The organism is Enterobacter sp. 148H3 (assembly GCF_034107425.1).
Lineage (GTDB): Bacteria > Pseudomonadota > Gammaproteobacteria > Enterobacterales > Enterobacteriaceae > Enterobacter > Enterobacter vonholyi.
The window spans coordinates 149682-165041 of the sequence record NZ_JAWNEI010000004.1 but is presented as its reverse complement, the minus strand read 5'-3'; the positions used below and the strand labels follow the sequence as shown (position 1 = coordinate 165041).

General features: G+C 56.9%; 13 protein-coding genes. 3 read left to right on the top strand and 10 right to left on the bottom strand.

The window, feature by feature from the left end:
* From USH94_RS07420 to cecR, 4 genes are read right to left on the bottom strand one after another with little or no spacing between them, the layout of a single operon-like run.
* Complete coding sequence (locus USH94_RS07420; protein ID WP_111963825.1) at nucleotides 1-1134, bottom strand: ABC transporter permease; 1134 nt, start codon at nucleotides 1132-1134, stop codon at nucleotides 1-3.
* Nucleotides 1124-2863, bottom strand: coding sequence for an ATP-binding cassette domain-containing protein (locus USH94_RS07415; protein ID WP_111963826.1), 1740 nt, complete (start codon nucleotides 2861-2863; stop codon nucleotides 1124-1126). The genes USH94_RS07420 and USH94_RS07415 overlap by 11 nt, the downstream gene beginning before the upstream one ends.
* Nucleotides 2856-3851, bottom strand: coding sequence for a secretion protein HlyD (gene hlyD, locus USH94_RS07410; protein ID WP_111963827.1), 996 nt, complete (start codon nucleotides 3849-3851; stop codon nucleotides 2856-2858). Before hlyD ends, USH94_RS07415 begins: the two co-directional genes overlap by 8 nt.
* The gene (cecR, locus tag USH94_RS07405; protein WP_111963828.1) at nucleotides 3848-4525 is read right to left on the bottom strand and encodes a transcriptional regulator CecR; all 678 of its coding nucleotides are present in this window, start codon (nucleotides 4523-4525) and stop codon (nucleotides 3848-3850) included. The genes hlyD and cecR overlap by 4 nt, the downstream gene beginning before the upstream one ends.
* A 205-nt stretch (nucleotides 4526-4730) precedes the next feature.
* On the opposite strand from cecR, the gene rhlE reads away from it, so the two are divergent.
* A complete protein-coding gene (gene rhlE / locus USH94_RS07400; protein ID WP_111963829.1) occupies nucleotides 4731-6110 on the top strand; it encodes an ATP-dependent RNA helicase RhlE in 1380 nt (459 codons plus the stop codon).
* A 97-nt stretch (nucleotides 6111-6207) separates the two neighbouring features.
* Nucleotides 6208-8385 (top strand): ATP-dependent DNA helicase DinG, encoded by a 2178-nt coding sequence (gene dinG, locus USH94_RS07395; protein ID WP_111963830.1) that lies wholly within the window; start codon nucleotides 6208-6210, stop codon nucleotides 8383-8385.
* Here dinG and USH94_RS07390 read toward each other — a convergent pair.
* The 5 genes from USH94_RS07390 to USH94_RS07370 form a co-directional block, all read right to left on the bottom strand.
* The gene (locus tag USH94_RS07390; protein WP_111963831.1) at nucleotides 8372-8875 is read right to left on the bottom strand and encodes a fimbrial protein; all 504 of its coding nucleotides are present in this window, start codon (nucleotides 8873-8875) and stop codon (nucleotides 8372-8374) included. The genes dinG and USH94_RS07390 overlap by 14 nt on opposite strands.
* Nucleotides 8872-9864 carry a fimbrial protein gene (locus USH94_RS07385; protein WP_111963926.1) on the bottom strand — a complete coding sequence of 331 codons (993 nt, stop codon included), beginning with the start codon at nucleotides 9862-9864 and terminating at the stop codon, nucleotides 8872-8874. Before USH94_RS07385 ends, USH94_RS07390 begins: the two co-directional genes overlap by 4 nt.
* Before the next feature lie 20 nt (nucleotides 9865-9884).
* Nucleotides 9885-12428, bottom strand: a complete 2544-nt coding sequence (locus USH94_RS07380; RefSeq protein ID WP_111963832.1) for a fimbria/pilus outer membrane usher protein — start codon at nucleotides 12426-12428, stop codon at nucleotides 9885-9887.
* Nucleotides 12429-12452: 24 nt separating this feature from the next.
* Complete coding sequence (locus USH94_RS07375) at nucleotides 12453-13127, bottom strand: molecular chaperone (RefSeq protein ID WP_111963833.1); 675 nt, start codon at nucleotides 13125-13127, stop codon at nucleotides 12453-12455.
* A 68-nt stretch (nucleotides 13128-13195) separates the two neighbouring features.
* Entirely contained in the window at nucleotides 13196-13732 is a 537-nt protein-coding gene (locus tag USH94_RS07370; RefSeq protein ID WP_111963834.1) for a fimbrial protein, read from the bottom strand.
* Nucleotides 13733-13998: 266 nt separating this feature from the next.
* On the opposite strand from USH94_RS07370, the gene ybiB reads away from it, so the two are divergent.
* Nucleotides 13999-14961 carry a DNA-binding protein YbiB gene (gene ybiB, locus USH94_RS07365; RefSeq protein ID WP_111963835.1) on the top strand — a complete coding sequence of 321 codons (963 nt, stop codon included), beginning with the start codon at nucleotides 13999-14001 and terminating at the stop codon, nucleotides 14959-14961.
* Nucleotides 14962-15077: 116 nt separating this feature from the next.
* Here the strand turns inward: ybiB and ybiJ are convergent, their stop codons facing one another.
* Nucleotides 15078-15338: a DUF1471 family protein YbiJ gene (ybiJ, locus tag USH94_RS07360; protein WP_023310874.1), complete on the bottom strand. Its 261-nt coding sequence runs from the start codon at nucleotides 15336-15338 to the stop codon at nucleotides 15078-15080.
* Between the last annotated feature and the right edge of the window lie 22 nt (nucleotides 15339-15360).

Sequence of the window (15360 nt, the reverse complement as noted above, 5' to 3'; positions counted from 1 at the left end):
TTAATCTAACCGCCGTTTGGTTTTCATCCACGTCAAACCGATAAACATCACCGCCGACGCCATTAAAAACAGCGTGTTGATAATCAGCACTACCGGAATATTCCCCGCCAGGAACAGGCTTTGCAGCGTGCTCACGAAGTAGCGCGCCGGGATAATATAGGTCACGGCGCGGATGACGGCAGGCATACTGTCTATCTGGAAGATAAACCCTGAGAGCATTATTGACGGCAGGAAAGCGGCGTTCAGCGCCACCTGCGCGGCGTTAAACTGGTTGCGGGTGATGGTGGAGATGAGTAACCCCATGCCAAGCGTGCTGAGTAAAAACAGGCTGGTGATAAAGAACAGCACCACCAGCGAGCCGCGATACGGCACGCCGAGGATAAAGACGGACACCAGCATGCAGAGCAGCATCGCCAGCATGCCGAGGAAGTAGTAGGGAATAAGTTTGCACAGCAGCAGCTCGACGCGCGTCACTTCGGTTGAAAGCAGCGCCTCCATGGTGCCGCGCTCCCACTCGCGGGCGATCACCAGCGAGGTTAGGATCGCGCCAATCACCGTCATGATAATCGTCACCGCGCCCGGAATAATAAAGTGCTGGCTGATGGCTGCGGGGTTAAACCAGTAGCGGGTCTGTACGTCGATCAGCGGTTTAAATTCTTCACCCCGATCTTTCGCCCGCTGCATTTGCCACAGCTGCCAGATCCCCTCCGCGTAGCCCTGCACGAAGTTCGCGGTGTTTGGCTCGCTGCCGTCGGTAATCACCTGGATCGGCGCATCGGTATTTGCCCGCGCCATGTTGGCGGCAAAATCCACCGGAATGACGATCAGACCGCGAATCTTCCCGGCCTGCATCTTCTGGATCAGTTCCTGACGATTGTCGCTGATGGTGGCGTCAATGTAGGGCGAACCGGTCATGGCGTGGGTAAAGTCCAGCGCCTCTTTGCTCTGCTGCTCCAGCAAAATCCCGACCCGCAGCTTGCTGGAATCCAGGTTAATGCCGTAGCCAAAGATAAACAGCAGCAGCAGGGGGATCACTACCGCAATCAGCCAACTGCTGGGGTCACGCACGATCTGCCGCGTCTCTTTAATGCACAGCGCGCGCACCCTGCGCCAGGAAATGGCCTTACTGCGCATGGGCATTCTCCTTATCCCAGTCGTGGATGAGGGTGATAAACGCCTGCTCCATGGTCGGGTCCGGTACCTCATCGTCGGCGGCCTGGTTTTTCAGGTCGTCCGGCGTGCCGTGGGCAATCAGCTTGCCGCGATACACCAGCCCGATGCGGTCGCAGTACTCCGCCTCGTCCATGAAGTGGGTGGTCACCATCACGGTCACGCCTTTTTCCACCATGCTGTTGATATGCAGCCAGAACTCGCGGCGGGTAATGGGATCAACGCCAGACGTGGGTTCATCCAGAAACAGAATATCCGGCTCGTGCATCAGCGAGCAGGCCAGCGCCAGCCGCTGCTTAAAGCCGAGCGGCAGCTCGTCGGTGGCGTGTGAAGCAATGTTCGTTAACCCGAAGGCATCGCTCATGCGGCGGATTTTGTCGTTCTGCGCCCGCCCGCGCAGGCCATACACGCCGGAGAAAAAGCGCAGATTCTGCTCGACCGTCAGGTTGCCATACAGGGAGAATTTCTGCGCCATGTAGCCCAGGTGCTGGCGCGCCTTGCCGGAGCTGACCTTCAGGTCCATGTCCAGCACCAGCGCCTTGCCGGACGTCGGCACCAGCAGGCCGCACATCATCTTAAATGTGGTCGATTTTCCCGCACCGTTCGGCCCGAGCAGACCAAAAATCTCGCCGCGCTTCACGGCAAAATTCACGTTATCGGTGGCGGCGAAATCCCCGAACTTTTTGGTGAGGGATTTGGCTTCGATCACCGTTTCGCCCGGCGTGCCTTCCACCGTGTGCAGAATCGCCCCAAGCGGCGATTCTGACGTGCCCGCGCCGCCCAGCAGGTCGATAAACGCGTCCTCAAAGCGCGGCGCGGTCTCTTCCATCTCTATCGTCGGCATGCCGGGCGCATGGCGAATATCGTCGACTGTGGTCTCTTTTTTGAGGATCACCCGTACCGAGCGGCCCTGAATCATCCCGTCGCTGACCTGCGGCAGTTTGAGCACCCGCTGCAGCAGCCTGCGGTTGGACTCCTGCGGGCTGTGTAGCAGGAAGCTGCGCCCGGACATGCTCTGCGTCAGCGTCGTAGGCTCGCCCTGATAAAGCAGTTCGCCTTCGTTCATCAGCAGCACGTCACGGCACTGCTCCGCTTCGTCGAGGTAGGAGGTGCTCCAGAGGATCAGCATCCCGTCACCCGCCAGCTCGTGCACCATCTGCCACAGTTCTCGTCGCGAAATCGGGTCCACGCCGACGCCGGGTTCATCCAGCAGCAGCACCTTTGGCTCGCCGACCAGCGTGCAGGCAAGCCCCAGCTTCTGCTTCATCCCACCGGAGAGCTTGCCCGCCAGCCGGTCGGTGAACGGGCCGAGGGAGGTAAACTCCAGCAGGCGGGCGAAGGTTTTCTCCCGGGTTTCGCCGGTGACGCTGCGCAGGTCGGCGTACAGGTTCAGGTTTTCAATCACCGTCAGATCTTCATACAGGCCAAACTTCTGCGGCATATAGCCGAGCATGGCGTGGAGCGCGCCGTCGTCTTTAATCGGATCCAGGCCCAGCACGCTGGCCGAGCCTTCATCCGGCTTCAGCAGTCCCGCCAGCATCCGCATCAGCGTGGTTTTCCCCGCGCCGTCCGGGCCGACCAGCCCGGTCACATAGCCTTTCCGGATAGTGCAGTTCAGCGGCGCGACGGCCGGTTTGTCCATTCCCGCGAAGCGTTTAACCAGATTGTTGAGCTGAATAACCGCGTCATTCATGTCGTTCCCCGTTGTCAATTTTTACGGTGACGGGCATGCCCTGGCGCAGCGCGTCGTCTGCATCGGTCACGATGATGCGCAGGCGATACACCAGGTCGGTACGCAGGTCCGGTGTTTCAACGGTTTTCGGCGTGAATTCGGCGGTAGGGGAGACAAAGCCCACTTTGCCGTGATACGGCTTGTCCGGGCGACCGTCGGTATAGAGCAGCAGCTCGCGGCCCGGCTGCATCTGGCCGAGATTCGGTTCATCAATATAGGCGCGGACCCAGACCGGGCGGGTCAGGGAGAGCGTTAAGACGGTGCTGCCCGCGCTGAGCATGCTGCCCGGCTCCACGGCGCGGGTCATCAGCGTACCGTCAGACGGTGCGATTAAGGTGGTGTCGTGCAGATCGAGCTCTGCCTGCGCCAGCTGCGCCTGCGCCTGTTCAAGGCTGGCTTTCGCCTGGGCGATATCCTGCGGGCGGTTACCGGTGTGGTACTGGCTTAACTTATCCTGCGCGGATTTTAGCGTTGCCTGCGCCTGGTCGCGGGACGAGCGCGCATTTTCCAGATCGTTGGCGGAAATGGTGCGGCTTTTCCACAGCCCCTGCTGGCGCGCGTAGAAGTTTTGCGCGTAGTCATAGGCGGCTTGCGCCTGCTTAACGGCGGCGGCGGCCTGGGCAATCTCTTCGTCGCGATAGCCTGCCAGCATCAGGTCATACTGTGCCTGGGCGACGGACACGCCTGCTTTGGCCTGCAGCAGCGCATTCTCATAGGGCGCTTTGTCCAGCATCCCCAGCGTCTGCCCGCTTTTAATGGCATCGCCTTCGTCCACGTTCAGCGAGGCGAGACGACCGCCTACGCGGAAGCTCATGTTCACCGTGCGAATATCCACGTTACCGTACAGCGTCAGGCCTTTATCCTGATGGCCTTGATACCACAGCCATCCACCGACGCCTGCGGCAAGCAAAACAACGACCACCAGAATGATGGCGACAGGTTTTTTCATGACTTCGGGCTCCTTTGCGTTAAGCCTTGCAGGATCAGATCGAGATGACAGGCGATCACCTCGCCTATCTGCGCGGCTTTATCCTCATCAAATTGTGTCCAGCCGGTGCGTAACAGGATGGTTTCCCTGCCCAGACGGAAGGCCAGAATTTCACCCAGCAGTGCGTGGGTATGCAAAATTGTCTCGGTATCACTGGCGTCCCGCCCGGTATAGGCGGCGATCAGCCGGGTCAGGTGGGTATGCATCGGAGCAATGACCCGATCGTGTACCCGCTGGTAGGCGGCAGTGGGGGAGAGCTGCTCGCGGGAGATAAACTTGCTCAGGTTGAGCGTATCGTCGTGCGTCAGCAGGCGGATCATGTTGTGGCAGGCTTTGAGGATCAGCTGGCGGATGGCCTCGCGATCGGGCGAGGGCTGGCCGAGCAGCGCGGTGGCTTCCTCTACGTGTGGGTGAAACTGCGTGCCGATAAAATCGGCAATCCACTCGGCGCAGGCGAGATATAAATCTTCTTTTGAACCAAAATAGTAGGTAATAGCCGCAATGTTCTGCCCGGCCAACGCCGCGATATCGCGTGTGGTTGCATGCAGGCCGTACTCACCAAACTGCGCCAGCGCGGCGGCGATAAGCTGGTTTTTGGCCTGTTCACCTTTGGTTGTTGTGGGTGTGGTATTCATGGCGGCATTAAGAATTAATCAATCGATTGATTAAGATTATGCCTGATTCCCGCTAAGGTCGAGGGAATGCGGAGGGATATTTTATGCGCCACGTCACAAAAGCTGCTACACTCCGCTCCTTCGCGACATTGTGGTTTTTGTCCTCTCAATTGTTATATCTCCCTGAAAACTACACCTGTGATGGTCGGGGCGGTTCGGAGTTTTTATGTCTTTTGATTCCCTTGGCCTGAACCCGGAAATTCTGCGCGCGATCGCAGAGCAGGGCTACGTTGAGCCAACCCCAATCCAGCAGCAGGCGATCCCCGCCGTTCTTCAGGGACGTGACCTGATGGCCAGCGCCCAGACCGGCACCGGTAAAACCGCGGGCTTTACCCTGCCGCTGTTAGAGCTGCTGGTAAAAAATCAGCCGCACGCCAAAGGCCGTCGTCCGGTTCGTGCCCTGATCCTCACCCCAACCCGCGAGCTGGCCGCGCAGATTGGCGAGAACGTGCGTGACTATAGCCGCTATCTCAACATTCGCTCGCTGGTGGTTTTCGGTGGCGTCAGCATCAACCCGCAGATGATGAAGCTGCGCGGCGGCGTGGACGTGCTCATAGCAACGCCGGGCCGTCTGCTTGATCTCGAACACCAGAACGCGGTGAAGCTCGATAGCATTGAAATTCTGGTGCTGGACGAAGCCGACCGCATGCTCGACATGGGCTTCATCCATGATATTCGTCGCGTGCTGGCCAAGCTGCCTGCGCGTCGTCAGAACCTGCTCTTCTCCGCCACCTTCTCCGACGAGATCAAGGCGCTGGCGGAAAAGCTGCTGCATAACCCGCTGGAAGTGGAAGTGGCGCGCCGCAACACCGCCTCCGAGCAGGTGACGCAGCACGTTCACTTTGTGGATAAAAAGCGCAAGCGGGAACTGCTCTCCCAGATGATAGGCCAGGGTAACTGGCAGCAGGTGCTGGTCTTTACCCGCACCAAGCACGGTGCCAACCACCTGGCTGAACAGCTGAACAAAGACGGCATCCGCAGTGCGGCGATCCACGGTAACAAGAGCCAGGGCGCGCGTACCCGTGCGCTGGCGGACTTCAAGTCCGGCGACATCCGCGTGCTGGTGGCCACCGACATCGCTGCCCGTGGCCTCGACATTGAAGAGCTGCCGCACGTGGTGAACTACGAGCTGCCAAACGTGCCGGAAGATTACGTGCACCGTATCGGCCGTACCGGCCGTGCGGCGGCCACCGGTGAAGCGCTCTCTCTGGTTTGCGTGGACGAGCACAAGCTGCTGCGTGACATCGAACGCCTGCTGAAGAAAGAGATCCCGCGCATCGAAACCCCGGGCTATGAAGTGGACCCGTCAATCAAAGCCGAGCCGATTCAGAACGGTCGTCAGGGCGGTCGCGGTCAGGGCTGCGGAGGTCGCGGCCAGCAGCCGCGTCGTGCCGAAGGTGGCGCGCCGAAGTCATCCGGCAAACCGCCGCGTCGTAGCAACGACGGCAAACCGGCCGGCGAAAACCCGTGGCGCAGCGGCGAAGGCAAGCCGGCAGGGGAAGGGCAGCGTCGACGCCGCCCGCGTAAACCTGCTAACCCGCAGTAATATGGAAGCCCGGTCGTAAAGCCGGGCTTTTCTTTTTGCGGCAGAGAAGAGAAAGTGCCACAATAGTGGCTGTTTATACAGTGTTTCAGGTTTTCCGATGGCTTTAACCGCGGCGCTCAAGGCGCAAATTGGCGCATGGTATAAGGCGCTACAACAGCAGATCCCCGACTTTATCCCCCGAGCGCCGCAGCGGCAGATGATTGCTGACGTGGCAAAAACGCTCGCCGGGGACGACGGGCGACATCTGGCGATTGAAGCCCCGACCGGCGTCGGGAAAACCCTGTCGTATCTCATTCCCGGCATCGCCATCGCGCGGGAGGAGGACAAAACGCTGGTGGTCAGCACCGCCAACGTGGCCTTGCAGGACCAGATCTTTAGTAAAGATTTACCGCTGCTGCGCAAAATCATCCCCGACCTGCGGTTTACGGCCGCCTTCGGCCGCGGGCGCTACGTCTGCCCGCGTAATCTGGCAGGGCTTGCCAGCAGCGAGGCGTCGCAACAGGATTTGTTGGCGTTCCTCGACGACGATCTCACGCCAAACAACAAAGCCGAGCAGGAGCTCTGCGCAACGCTGAAAGGCGATCTTGATGGCTATAAGTGGGACGGCCTGCGCGATCACACCGATAAAGCCATCAGCGACGATCTGTGGCGCAGGCTCAGCACCGACAAAGCCAGCTGTCTGAACCGCAACTGTCACTACTACCGCGAATGCCCGTTCTTCGTCGCGCGGCGCGAAATTCAGGAAGCCGAAGTGGTGGTGGCTAACCACGCCCTGGTGATGGCGGCGCTGGAGAGCGAAGCGGTGCTGCCGGAGCCGAAAAACCTGCTGCTGGTGCTCGACGAAGGACACCATCTGCCCGACGTGGCGCGCGACGCGCTGGAGATGAGCGCGGAAATTACCGCGCCCTGGTTCCGCCTGCAGCTGGATCTCTTCTGCAAGCTTGTCGCCACCTGCATGGAGCAGTTCCGCCCGAAAACCACGCCGCCGCTGGCGGTACCGGAGCGTCTGAGCGACCACTGTGAAGAGGTATACAGCCTTATCTCGTCTCTGAACAACATCCTGAATCTTTATCTTCCGGCAACCCAGGAGGCCGAACACCGCTTTGCTATGGGCGAACTGCCGGACGAGGTGATGGAGATCTGCCAGCAGCTGGCGAAGCACCTCGAAAAGCTGCGCGGGCTGGCGGAGATGTTCTTAAACGATCTCAGCGAGAAAACCGGCACCCATGACGTTGTTCGCCTGCACCGTATCCTTCTGCAAATGAACCGTGCGCTGGGGATGTTCGAAGCGCAGAGCAAGCTCTGGCGGCTGGCCTCGATGGCGCAGGCGTCGGGCGCGCCGGTCACCAAATGGGCCACCCGTGAAGTGCGGGACGGCCAGGTGCATCTCTTTTTCCACTGCGTGGGCATCCGCGTGGCCGATCAGCTGGAAAAGCTCATCTGGCGCAGCGTGCCGCATGTGGTGGTGACCTCCGCCACGCTGCGCTCCCTGAACAGCTTCTCGCGGCTGCAGGAGATGAGCGGCCTGAAAGAGAAAGCGGGCGATCGTTTTGTCGCGCTGGACTCGCCGTTTAACCACTGCGAGCAGGGTAAGCTGGTGATCCCGCGCATGAAATTCGAGCCGCTCATCGACAATGAAGAGCAGCACATTGCGGAAATGGCGGCCTACTTCCGCGAACAGGTTGAGAGCAGGAAATACCCTGGCATGCTGGTGCTGTTTGCCAGCGGACGCGCGATGCAGCGCTTCCTGGAGCACGTCACCGATCTGCGTTTATTGCTGCTGGTCCAGGGCGATCAGCCGCGCTACCGGCTGGTGGAAACGCACCGCAAACGCATTGATAACGGCGAGCGCAGCGTGCTGGTGGGATTACAGTCCTTCGCGGAAGGTCTGGATTTGAAGGGCGATTACCTGACGCAGGTGCATATCCATAAAATCGCCTTCCCGCCTATCGACAGCCCGGTGGTGATCACCGAAGGGGAGTGGCTGAAAAGCCTCAACCGCTATCCGTTTGAGGTGCAGAGTTTACCTGCGGCATCGTTTAACCTGATTCAGCAGGTCGGTCGCTTGATTCGTAGCCACGGCTGCTGGGGGGAGGTGGTGATTTATGACAAACGTCTGCTCACCAAAAATTACGGCCAACGGCTACTGAACGCTCTGCCGATCTTCCCGATCGAACAGCCGGAGGTGCCCGAGATAAAAAAACGCCCGGCAAAACCAGCCGCCGGGCGCAAGAAAAGCATCCGTGCTAAGGGGCGCAGTCCTACTGGTAAATGAAGGTTACCTGTACCACGCTGCTGAACGTTCCTGCCGTGACCGGCAATGAGGTGGCGTAATAGCGAGCGGCCAGCGGGAAATCCGCCGTGTGATTGTTCTGGTTGATCAGCACGCTGAAGCTGGCGTCCGGGGCAAGCGAGATCTGATCCTGCGGGTCGGCAAGCTCCAGCGCCAGTCCTTTCGCGGTTCCGGTGCTGGCGAATTTAGTCGGATGAAGGCTGTCTGGCTGACCGTGAAAGGTGGCCGTGGCCAGCACGGAAGTGGTTGGGCATTTTGACAGGGTTAAGTCGAATGATTTCCATTGTCCGGTATCGCCCACATCCTTAAAATCGCCGGTATTCGCGTTGCCCAGATTGACCGTCAGGTTCTGGCTGGCGCTGTCCACCTGGCAGGCGTTGGCGTAAATGTTTCCGCGAACATCGAGTTGAATTTCTTCCGCCAGGCTCTGGCTGGCCACTCCAAGCAGTAAAAGGGTTATTAACGTTTTCATTTGTAGGCTACCGTAATGGTTGCGACGGCATTCGCCGTTCCGGGCGTCACCTCCGAACTGGTTTGTTCGTAAGTGACGCTGAAGGGATATTGCGACTGGACATTGGCATAGGCGGTAAAGGTATTCATATATTGCCCGAAAACAGGTATCTGACCGTTAAAGAGCATTCTCACCCCCACGCCGGTGGCGACGCCGCTTTCCGGCGTTAATTTGATCACGCCGGGAAAATTCGTTTCATAGCCATTGGCACTGGTGATCATCATTTCCGGCTGTACATCCCGATCGCAGAGCATGCCGATATTGAATACCGACTGTGAGACCAGGGTTCCCGGACCGGTAAAACGGCTCACCGGAAAATCACCCAGCGTTACGGTCAGGGATTTAGGTGACACCGAACAGGTCACTGCTTTTACCTGAACATTACCTGAGTAAGAGAGGGTATTAGGGTCACCCAGGGCCTCATTGCGTCCAACTTCAAGGTTGAATTGCGTATTGCTCATCGTCAGTGCGCCTGAAGCCACGGTTTCGCTGGTTTTTACCAGTTCCAGCATCACGTCAAAGCTAAAGGGGATGGTTGAGTCGCTGTTTATCGTACCGGACACCTGGCCTACGGGCACGTTCGCCGAACAAATCTGGTCCGCCGCGCCAGTCACGCGCTGTCCTTTATCATTTCTTAGCGAGATGCCGATACCAGCAACGCCTGTTTCATAGACGCCAGGGAGCCCGGGGATCTCTTTGCCGAAGCCGTTGTAGCACGCGATGATTGGCTGACCCGCATCCGGCGCGTAGTAACAGTTTCCCGATATGTGCACAGTGCGTTCAGTTCCCGGAATGGTCGAACCCACGGGCAGGCTGGTGGAGACTGAAATCGACGTTAATGATAGCAGCGCGGGCAGGCTCGGCGATTGGCAAGAAGCTTTCGCGTGCGGCATAAAGAGTGCTGCCGTCGCCAGAACTAAAAGTAAGAAAAATGATTTTGCTATCTGCATCATGATCGGTCCGGTTTTAATCAGTGACACTGCGCGGCAGCGTTAATAATGTTGGTGTTTTCCTTCTCTTGCATCAGGGCGTAATCGGCGACGCAATGCTCGCTCCGCTCCTTGCCCCAGGAAACGAAAAGGCGTCCGTGCTGCGGCAGTCCGGTGAGATACACCAGTCCATCGTTACCGACGATAAATTCACTGCTCTTATCTTCCGTGGTGACCGTTGCGCCGAAGGGCAGCGGTTTGTCTTTCCAGGCCAGCGTCATTAAGACGCGGTTGCCCACGCGAGTATCGAAGCTGGCGCGAACTATCGCGCCGCGTGTTGGCGTAACCGTCTGCGAGGCGTGCGTCACGTCGGCATCTTCTGGCAGTGTCTCCGTGTCCAGCGAAATTGGGGTGTGATGCCACGGAGTGACAAACGGCACCAGCGTATAGCCGCGATAGTCCGTTTCCACGCCCGTCTGGTTGGCAACGTGTGTGCCATGCGTGCCCGGCGCTTTAATCAGCACCACGGTTTCTCCCAGGGTCTGACCGAAGGTGATGCCGTCAGAGTGGGCGACAATGCCGCCCTGGATCCCGGCGTTCACGGTGTGCTGATGGCTGTCCTGGCTTACGCCGCCGTGCACTTCACCGTAGGTGCCTTTGTAATCCGCATTCATACTGGTGGCGGTGTTGTTATTGGCGCTGTCCAGCCCCTGCTGAACGTTCCAGCTCAGCTTGTCTCCCTCCAGCGCGGTACCATTCATGCCCAGGTTGTGAGTGGTGCCGTCTTTACTGTTGTTCAGGCTGTAGTTTGCCCAGGTGTTAGGCAGCCATCGGTCGAGTGGAACCGACACGTTGAGGTCGATTTGTCGGTCATAGCTGATGGATTTACCGTCCTCGTCCGTGTCGTTGCTGTTTTTATTGACGCTGTAGCTCAGGCTATAGCTCACGCCGTGCCAGCTGTTGTTGTAGTTAACGCTCAGGGAGGTCATATCCTGACTTTGGCTCCAGTAACGCTCTTTCACCAGGCTTAGCGTCACGGAACCCCACTTGTCGCCCAGGGTCTGGTCGATGGTGGCCTCCGCCCGCGAGCGGCGCTGCTGTGGAGCGGACCAGTCGTTTGCACTGGTCCAGGACTCCATGGTGTCCTGCAGGGTATAAAAGCCTTTGCTGTTGTAGCGATAACCCGCCAGCGAAAAGTTAGTGCCGGTCGCGGTAAAATTTTTGCTATAGCGCAGACGAAGGGATTGCCCTTTGCTGGTTTTGCGCTTTTTCAGTAACGCTTTGGCGCGGGTAACGTCCAGGGAGAACGCTCCGAGGTCGCCAAAGTTTTTCCCTGCGCCGAGCGCGGCGGAGTGGTAATGCGAACTCTGTTGCGTACCGCCGTAAACGGTGACGCCGTGTGACAGGCCATAGATGGCGCTGCCCTGGGTGAAAGGGGTCTTCTCAACCTCTTTATCGTATGAACGGTAGCGCCCCGCAGCGACGCTGTACTTCAGGTGTTTTTCCCGCTGCAGCACAGGCACGGAGGCAAACGGCACCACGAAATGACTCTCGCTGCCGTCGGTCTCTTTTACCGTGACGTTCAGATCGCCGCTGCTGCCGGTAGGGTAGAGATCGTTAATCTCAAACGCGCCTGGGGCGACGGTGTTTTGGTAGATAACGTAGCCATTCTGGCGAACCACCACCTGGGCGTTACTGTGCGCCGTACCGCGTACCACCGGGGCATACCCGCGCTCGCTGTCCGGCAGCATGTCGCTTTCGGTAGCCAGCTGTGCGCCAGTGTAAGAGACACTGTCGAAAACGTCGGCCTGGGTGCTGCTCTGTCCCACGGTCAGCTCGCTCTTCAGCCCCACGATATCGCGCTGGGCATAGGTATAGACCGTGTTCAGCTTGCCGTCGTCCTGACCGCCATCCGAATTGTGGTTCCAGGTGCTGTAATTACGCACGCGCCAGGCACCAATGTTAAAACCGGGGCGCAGGTTAATAAACTGGCTGCTGTTGTCCGCTTCCCCTTGCTGGCGAGCGCGGCTTTGGCTGGCGTTAACGCTATAGTTCAGGATGCCCGCGGTGATCCCTTCGTCATACTCTTTCGGATCGATGTAGCCGCGAGGCACCTGGCCCAGAGCCGACTGGGGAATACTCAGCAGTAGTTGCTGGTTTTTGATGCGGAAAGTTGCCGAGGCCGAAGGAATGGCGCTGAGGTCCGCGCATTCCCCTTTTGCCGCCAGCTTTGGATAATCTTTGGTTTTGATGCCCAGACGCGTTAATTCATCCAGACTCAGGCAAGGCTGCAGTGAATCATCTCCCTGGGCATCTTTTTGTAATGTAAAAAGGACGTCACGTGTGTCGATTTTATTGTTATTGACGAACACCGTGACCTGGTATTTACCTGGCGCCTGACCGGGACCTTTTTCATAAACAGAGAGATCGGTCTTTGCCTGTTCTGGATTATCAATATCCAGCAGGGCAGGGTTAAAATAATCATCAGCGTGGGCCTGCAGCGCGCAGCATGTCACCGCTATTCCAAAAAAAGTGGGCAGCATTTCACGCAGTCGACGTAATAGCGGCTTATTTGTGCTGTACATGATTATTCAGGCGTCAACAGAGTATTAACGAACGGATGCAGACCAGGTTTTACTGATGCTTCCGTAATCGGTAATGACCGACCAGCTTACGGTGTTACCGCTCATATTTGTCGGAAGAGCAAAGCGGGTAGAGGTATTTGGCACAGCCCAGGTCGCTTTTGCCACTTTTTGGCCGTTCAGCGTAACGCTCTGGAAATTCATATAGAAAGGCGTGGGGTTGTTTACTACCAGAGCATTGCCTTCGCGGTGCCATTCCAGTTTGTCAGCAACTTCTTCGGGTTTGCCTTTAATCGATGCAGGGCGATACAGCAATTTAATTCGGGTATTAATGGCTATTTGTAATGTATTAATGCCCTCTTCATGGCTTGAAGAAGGAATGGCTTTAATATTTAACCAGTACAACGACTCGCGGTCTTCTGGCATATTTCCGCCGGTACGAACCACACGCAACACGTTATCTTCTTTAGCGTTCAGACGGAACAGAGGTGGAGTAATCAGAAATGGCGCTTTACCGCCTTTTTTCAAACCGGTATCCACCCAGGACTGTACCAGATAGTTAATCTCATCCGGATTGGAAATCCCAATCGAAGACTCTTTTTTCTCTCCCTGATAAACCAGTCGAGTGCCATTAATAATCACACCTGCATGGGCTGTTACTGCGGTCAGTAAAAGTGCGCTTAATAAATAACTGTGTCGCATAAATCTGTCTCAATGAAAGAGGAAATATTAGCCTTCGCATGAAGACGAATATCTCCTCATTGGTCGTATCAGTTATAAATCACTGTAAAAGTAGAGGCTGAATTAGCCTGGCCGGCAGTGATCGATGCCTGAGTCTGAATATAACGCGCGCCAAACTCCAGATTATTTACCGTCGTTCCAGCAGCTAAAGGATACTGCTTTGAAGGCGTATATAAACTGACAGGCTGTTCGGAAGAATCAACCAGCTGAATCGCCACGCCAGTTGCAGTCGTCGCACCCGGGGTCAAAGACAGCGTGGTGTTATTGTCCGCATCTGGCGTACCACCGAAATTAATGGCTGCAGACGTGACCGTTTCCGGGCAGTCTTTTAACTGAATATCAAATTTCGTTAAGGTGCTGGTAGAGCCTACACCAGTAAATGTTGTTTTGGATACTTTGCCCAGCGCAACATTCAGCGGACTGCTTAAGCCGTTAACGACCTGACAGGCGGAATCGATAATTTCACCTGTGAAGTTAATTTGCCCTTCACCGGTGGATGCTGCGAACGAAGATGCAGAGCATCCCAGCGCGGCAGTAATGAATAAACCTAAAGTGACTTTTTTCATATTTAAACCTGTATATTTCTCCTTTCGACTTCTGCATCACGCATTATTCGAAGTTATGTCTCAACTACTCACCGCTGGTTATTTAATCAGAAAACTCGGGCCGGGAAAGGTCCCGCGCGGCTTCCAAATAATTCAATTAATTCTTGCAAAATAAATTTCCTCAACAAAACAATTAATTATAAAATTCAGCAGGGCGGCCAAAAAAACTAACGGCGGAGTTATTATCAGGGCTATATTGTTGATAACCTGCTGTAAGGAGAAATGTCGTGGATTATCGTAAAATTATCAAAGAGGTAGGGCGTGGGAAGCACCATGCCCGCGACCTGGACCATGAAACTGCTCGCGCGCTTTACACCCGTATGCTTAACGGCGAGGTTCCGGAGCTTGAGTTGGGCGGTATCCTTATTGCGCTGCGTATTAAAGGCGAAGGTGAAGCGGAGATGCATGGCTTCTATGAAGCCATGCAGGCACAAACGCTGCGCTTAACGCCGCCGGTGGCAAAACCTATGCCGATCGTGATCCCGAGCTACAACGGTGCGCGCAAGCAGGCAAATTTAACTCCGCTGCTCGCTATCTTATTACACAAGCTGGGATTCCCGGTGGTGGTGCACGGCGTAAGCGAAGATCCCACCCGCGTGCTAACGGAGACCATTTTCGGGATGTTGGGGATTGAACCAACGCGTCATGCCGGTCAGGCGCAGGCTAAGCTGGATGGCCATCAGCCTGTTTATATCCCGGTCGGCACGCTCTGCCCGCCGCTGGAGAAGCAACTCGATATGCGCTGGCGCATGGGCGTGCGCAACAGCGCGCATACGCTGGCAAAACTGGCCACGCCGTTTGGCGAAGATGCCGCCCTGCGTCTCTCCAGCGTCTCGCACCCGGAATACGTGGCGCGTGTGGGGCAATTCTTTGAGGCAATTGGCGCAAGGGCGCTATTGATGCACGGCACGGAAGGCGAGGTTTATGCGAACCCGCAGCGCTGCCCGCAGGTCATGCTGATTGATTCTTCAGGTACGCGCGCCATTCTTGAGCGTGGGGAAGAGAATACCGGCGTGATATTGCCTGAGGCAAAAGATCCCCATACTACAGCCCACTGGATTGAGCAGTGCCTCGCCGGAAATGTTCCTGTTCCGCATTCGATTAAGCTGCAAATGGCCTGCTGTTTGCTGGCAACCGGCGAAGTGGAATCTGTCCAGGCCGGGCTTGAACGTGTGGCGCAGGCGTTTTAGACAAAAAAAAGCCCGTCCAGTGGCGGACGGGCAAGCAAGGGTAACAACAACAGGGTCAATGAGGGTGGAGCAGCTCACCAGAGGGTATGGCGAGGGGACAGCATTCATTCAGTCGATTACTTGTAGATAACCGCGGTACCGCTCAGCTTGTTATTACCGTTAGCGGAAGTAATGGTGTATCCACTTGCACCAGCAGCAGCGGCTTTTTCAGCCAGTTTGGCTTCCAGGCCGTCCAGCGTGGTGGCGCCATCAGCACTGACCACACCGACTTTATTCATGTTCTGTGCCTGAGTAGAAGAGACAGGCTCGACAGCGAAAGCGCCGAAAGACAGAGCGGACAGGGCAACAGCAGCTACAGCATATTTGATGGTTTTCATAATTAATCTCTCGCAGTGTTTC

What these genes read in the sequence shown, in the direction of transcription:
- USH94_RS07420 (WP_111963825.1), bottom strand. Translation starts at nt 1,134, where the DNA reads ATGCGCAGTAAGGCCATTTCCTGGCGCAGGGTGCGCGCGCTGTGCATT.
- USH94_RS07415 (WP_111963826.1), bottom strand. Translation starts at nt 2,863, where the DNA reads ATGAATGACGCGGTTATTCAGCTCAACAATCTGGTTAAACGCTTCGCG.
- hlyD (WP_111963827.1), bottom strand. Translation starts at nt 3,851, where the DNA reads ATGAAAAAACCTGTCGCCATCATTCTGGTGGTCGTTGTTTTGCTTGCC.
- cecR (WP_111963828.1), bottom strand. Translation starts at nt 4,525, where the DNA reads ATGAATACCACACCCACAACAACCAAAGGTGAACAGGCCAAAAACCAG.
- rhlE (WP_111963829.1), top strand. Translation starts at nt 4,731, where the DNA reads ATGTCTTTTGATTCCCTTGGCCTGAACCCGGAAATTCTGCGCGCGATC.
- dinG (WP_111963830.1), top strand. Translation starts at nt 6,208, where the DNA reads ATGGCTTTAACCGCGGCGCTCAAGGCGCAAATTGGCGCATGGTATAAG.
- USH94_RS07390 (WP_111963831.1), bottom strand. Translation starts at nt 8,875, where the DNA reads ATGAAAACGTTAATAACCCTTTTACTGCTTGGAGTGGCCAGCCAGAGC.
- USH94_RS07385 (WP_111963926.1), bottom strand. Translation starts at nt 9,864, where the DNA reads ATGCAGATAGCAAAATCATTTTTCTTACTTTTAGTTCTGGCGACGGCA.
- USH94_RS07380 (WP_111963832.1), bottom strand. Translation starts at nt 12,428, where the DNA reads ATGTACAGCACAAATAAGCCGCTATTACGTCGACTGCGTGAAATGCTG.
- USH94_RS07375 (WP_111963833.1), bottom strand. Translation starts at nt 13,127, where the DNA reads ATGCGACACAGTTATTTATTAAGCGCACTTTTACTGACCGCAGTAACA.
- USH94_RS07370 (WP_111963834.1), bottom strand. Translation starts at nt 13,732, where the DNA reads ATGAAAAAAGTCACTTTAGGTTTATTCATTACTGCCGCGCTGGGATGC.
- ybiJ (WP_023310874.1), bottom strand. Translation starts at nt 15,338, where the DNA reads ATGAAAACCATCAAATATGCTGTAGCTGCTGTTGCCCTGTCCGCTCTG.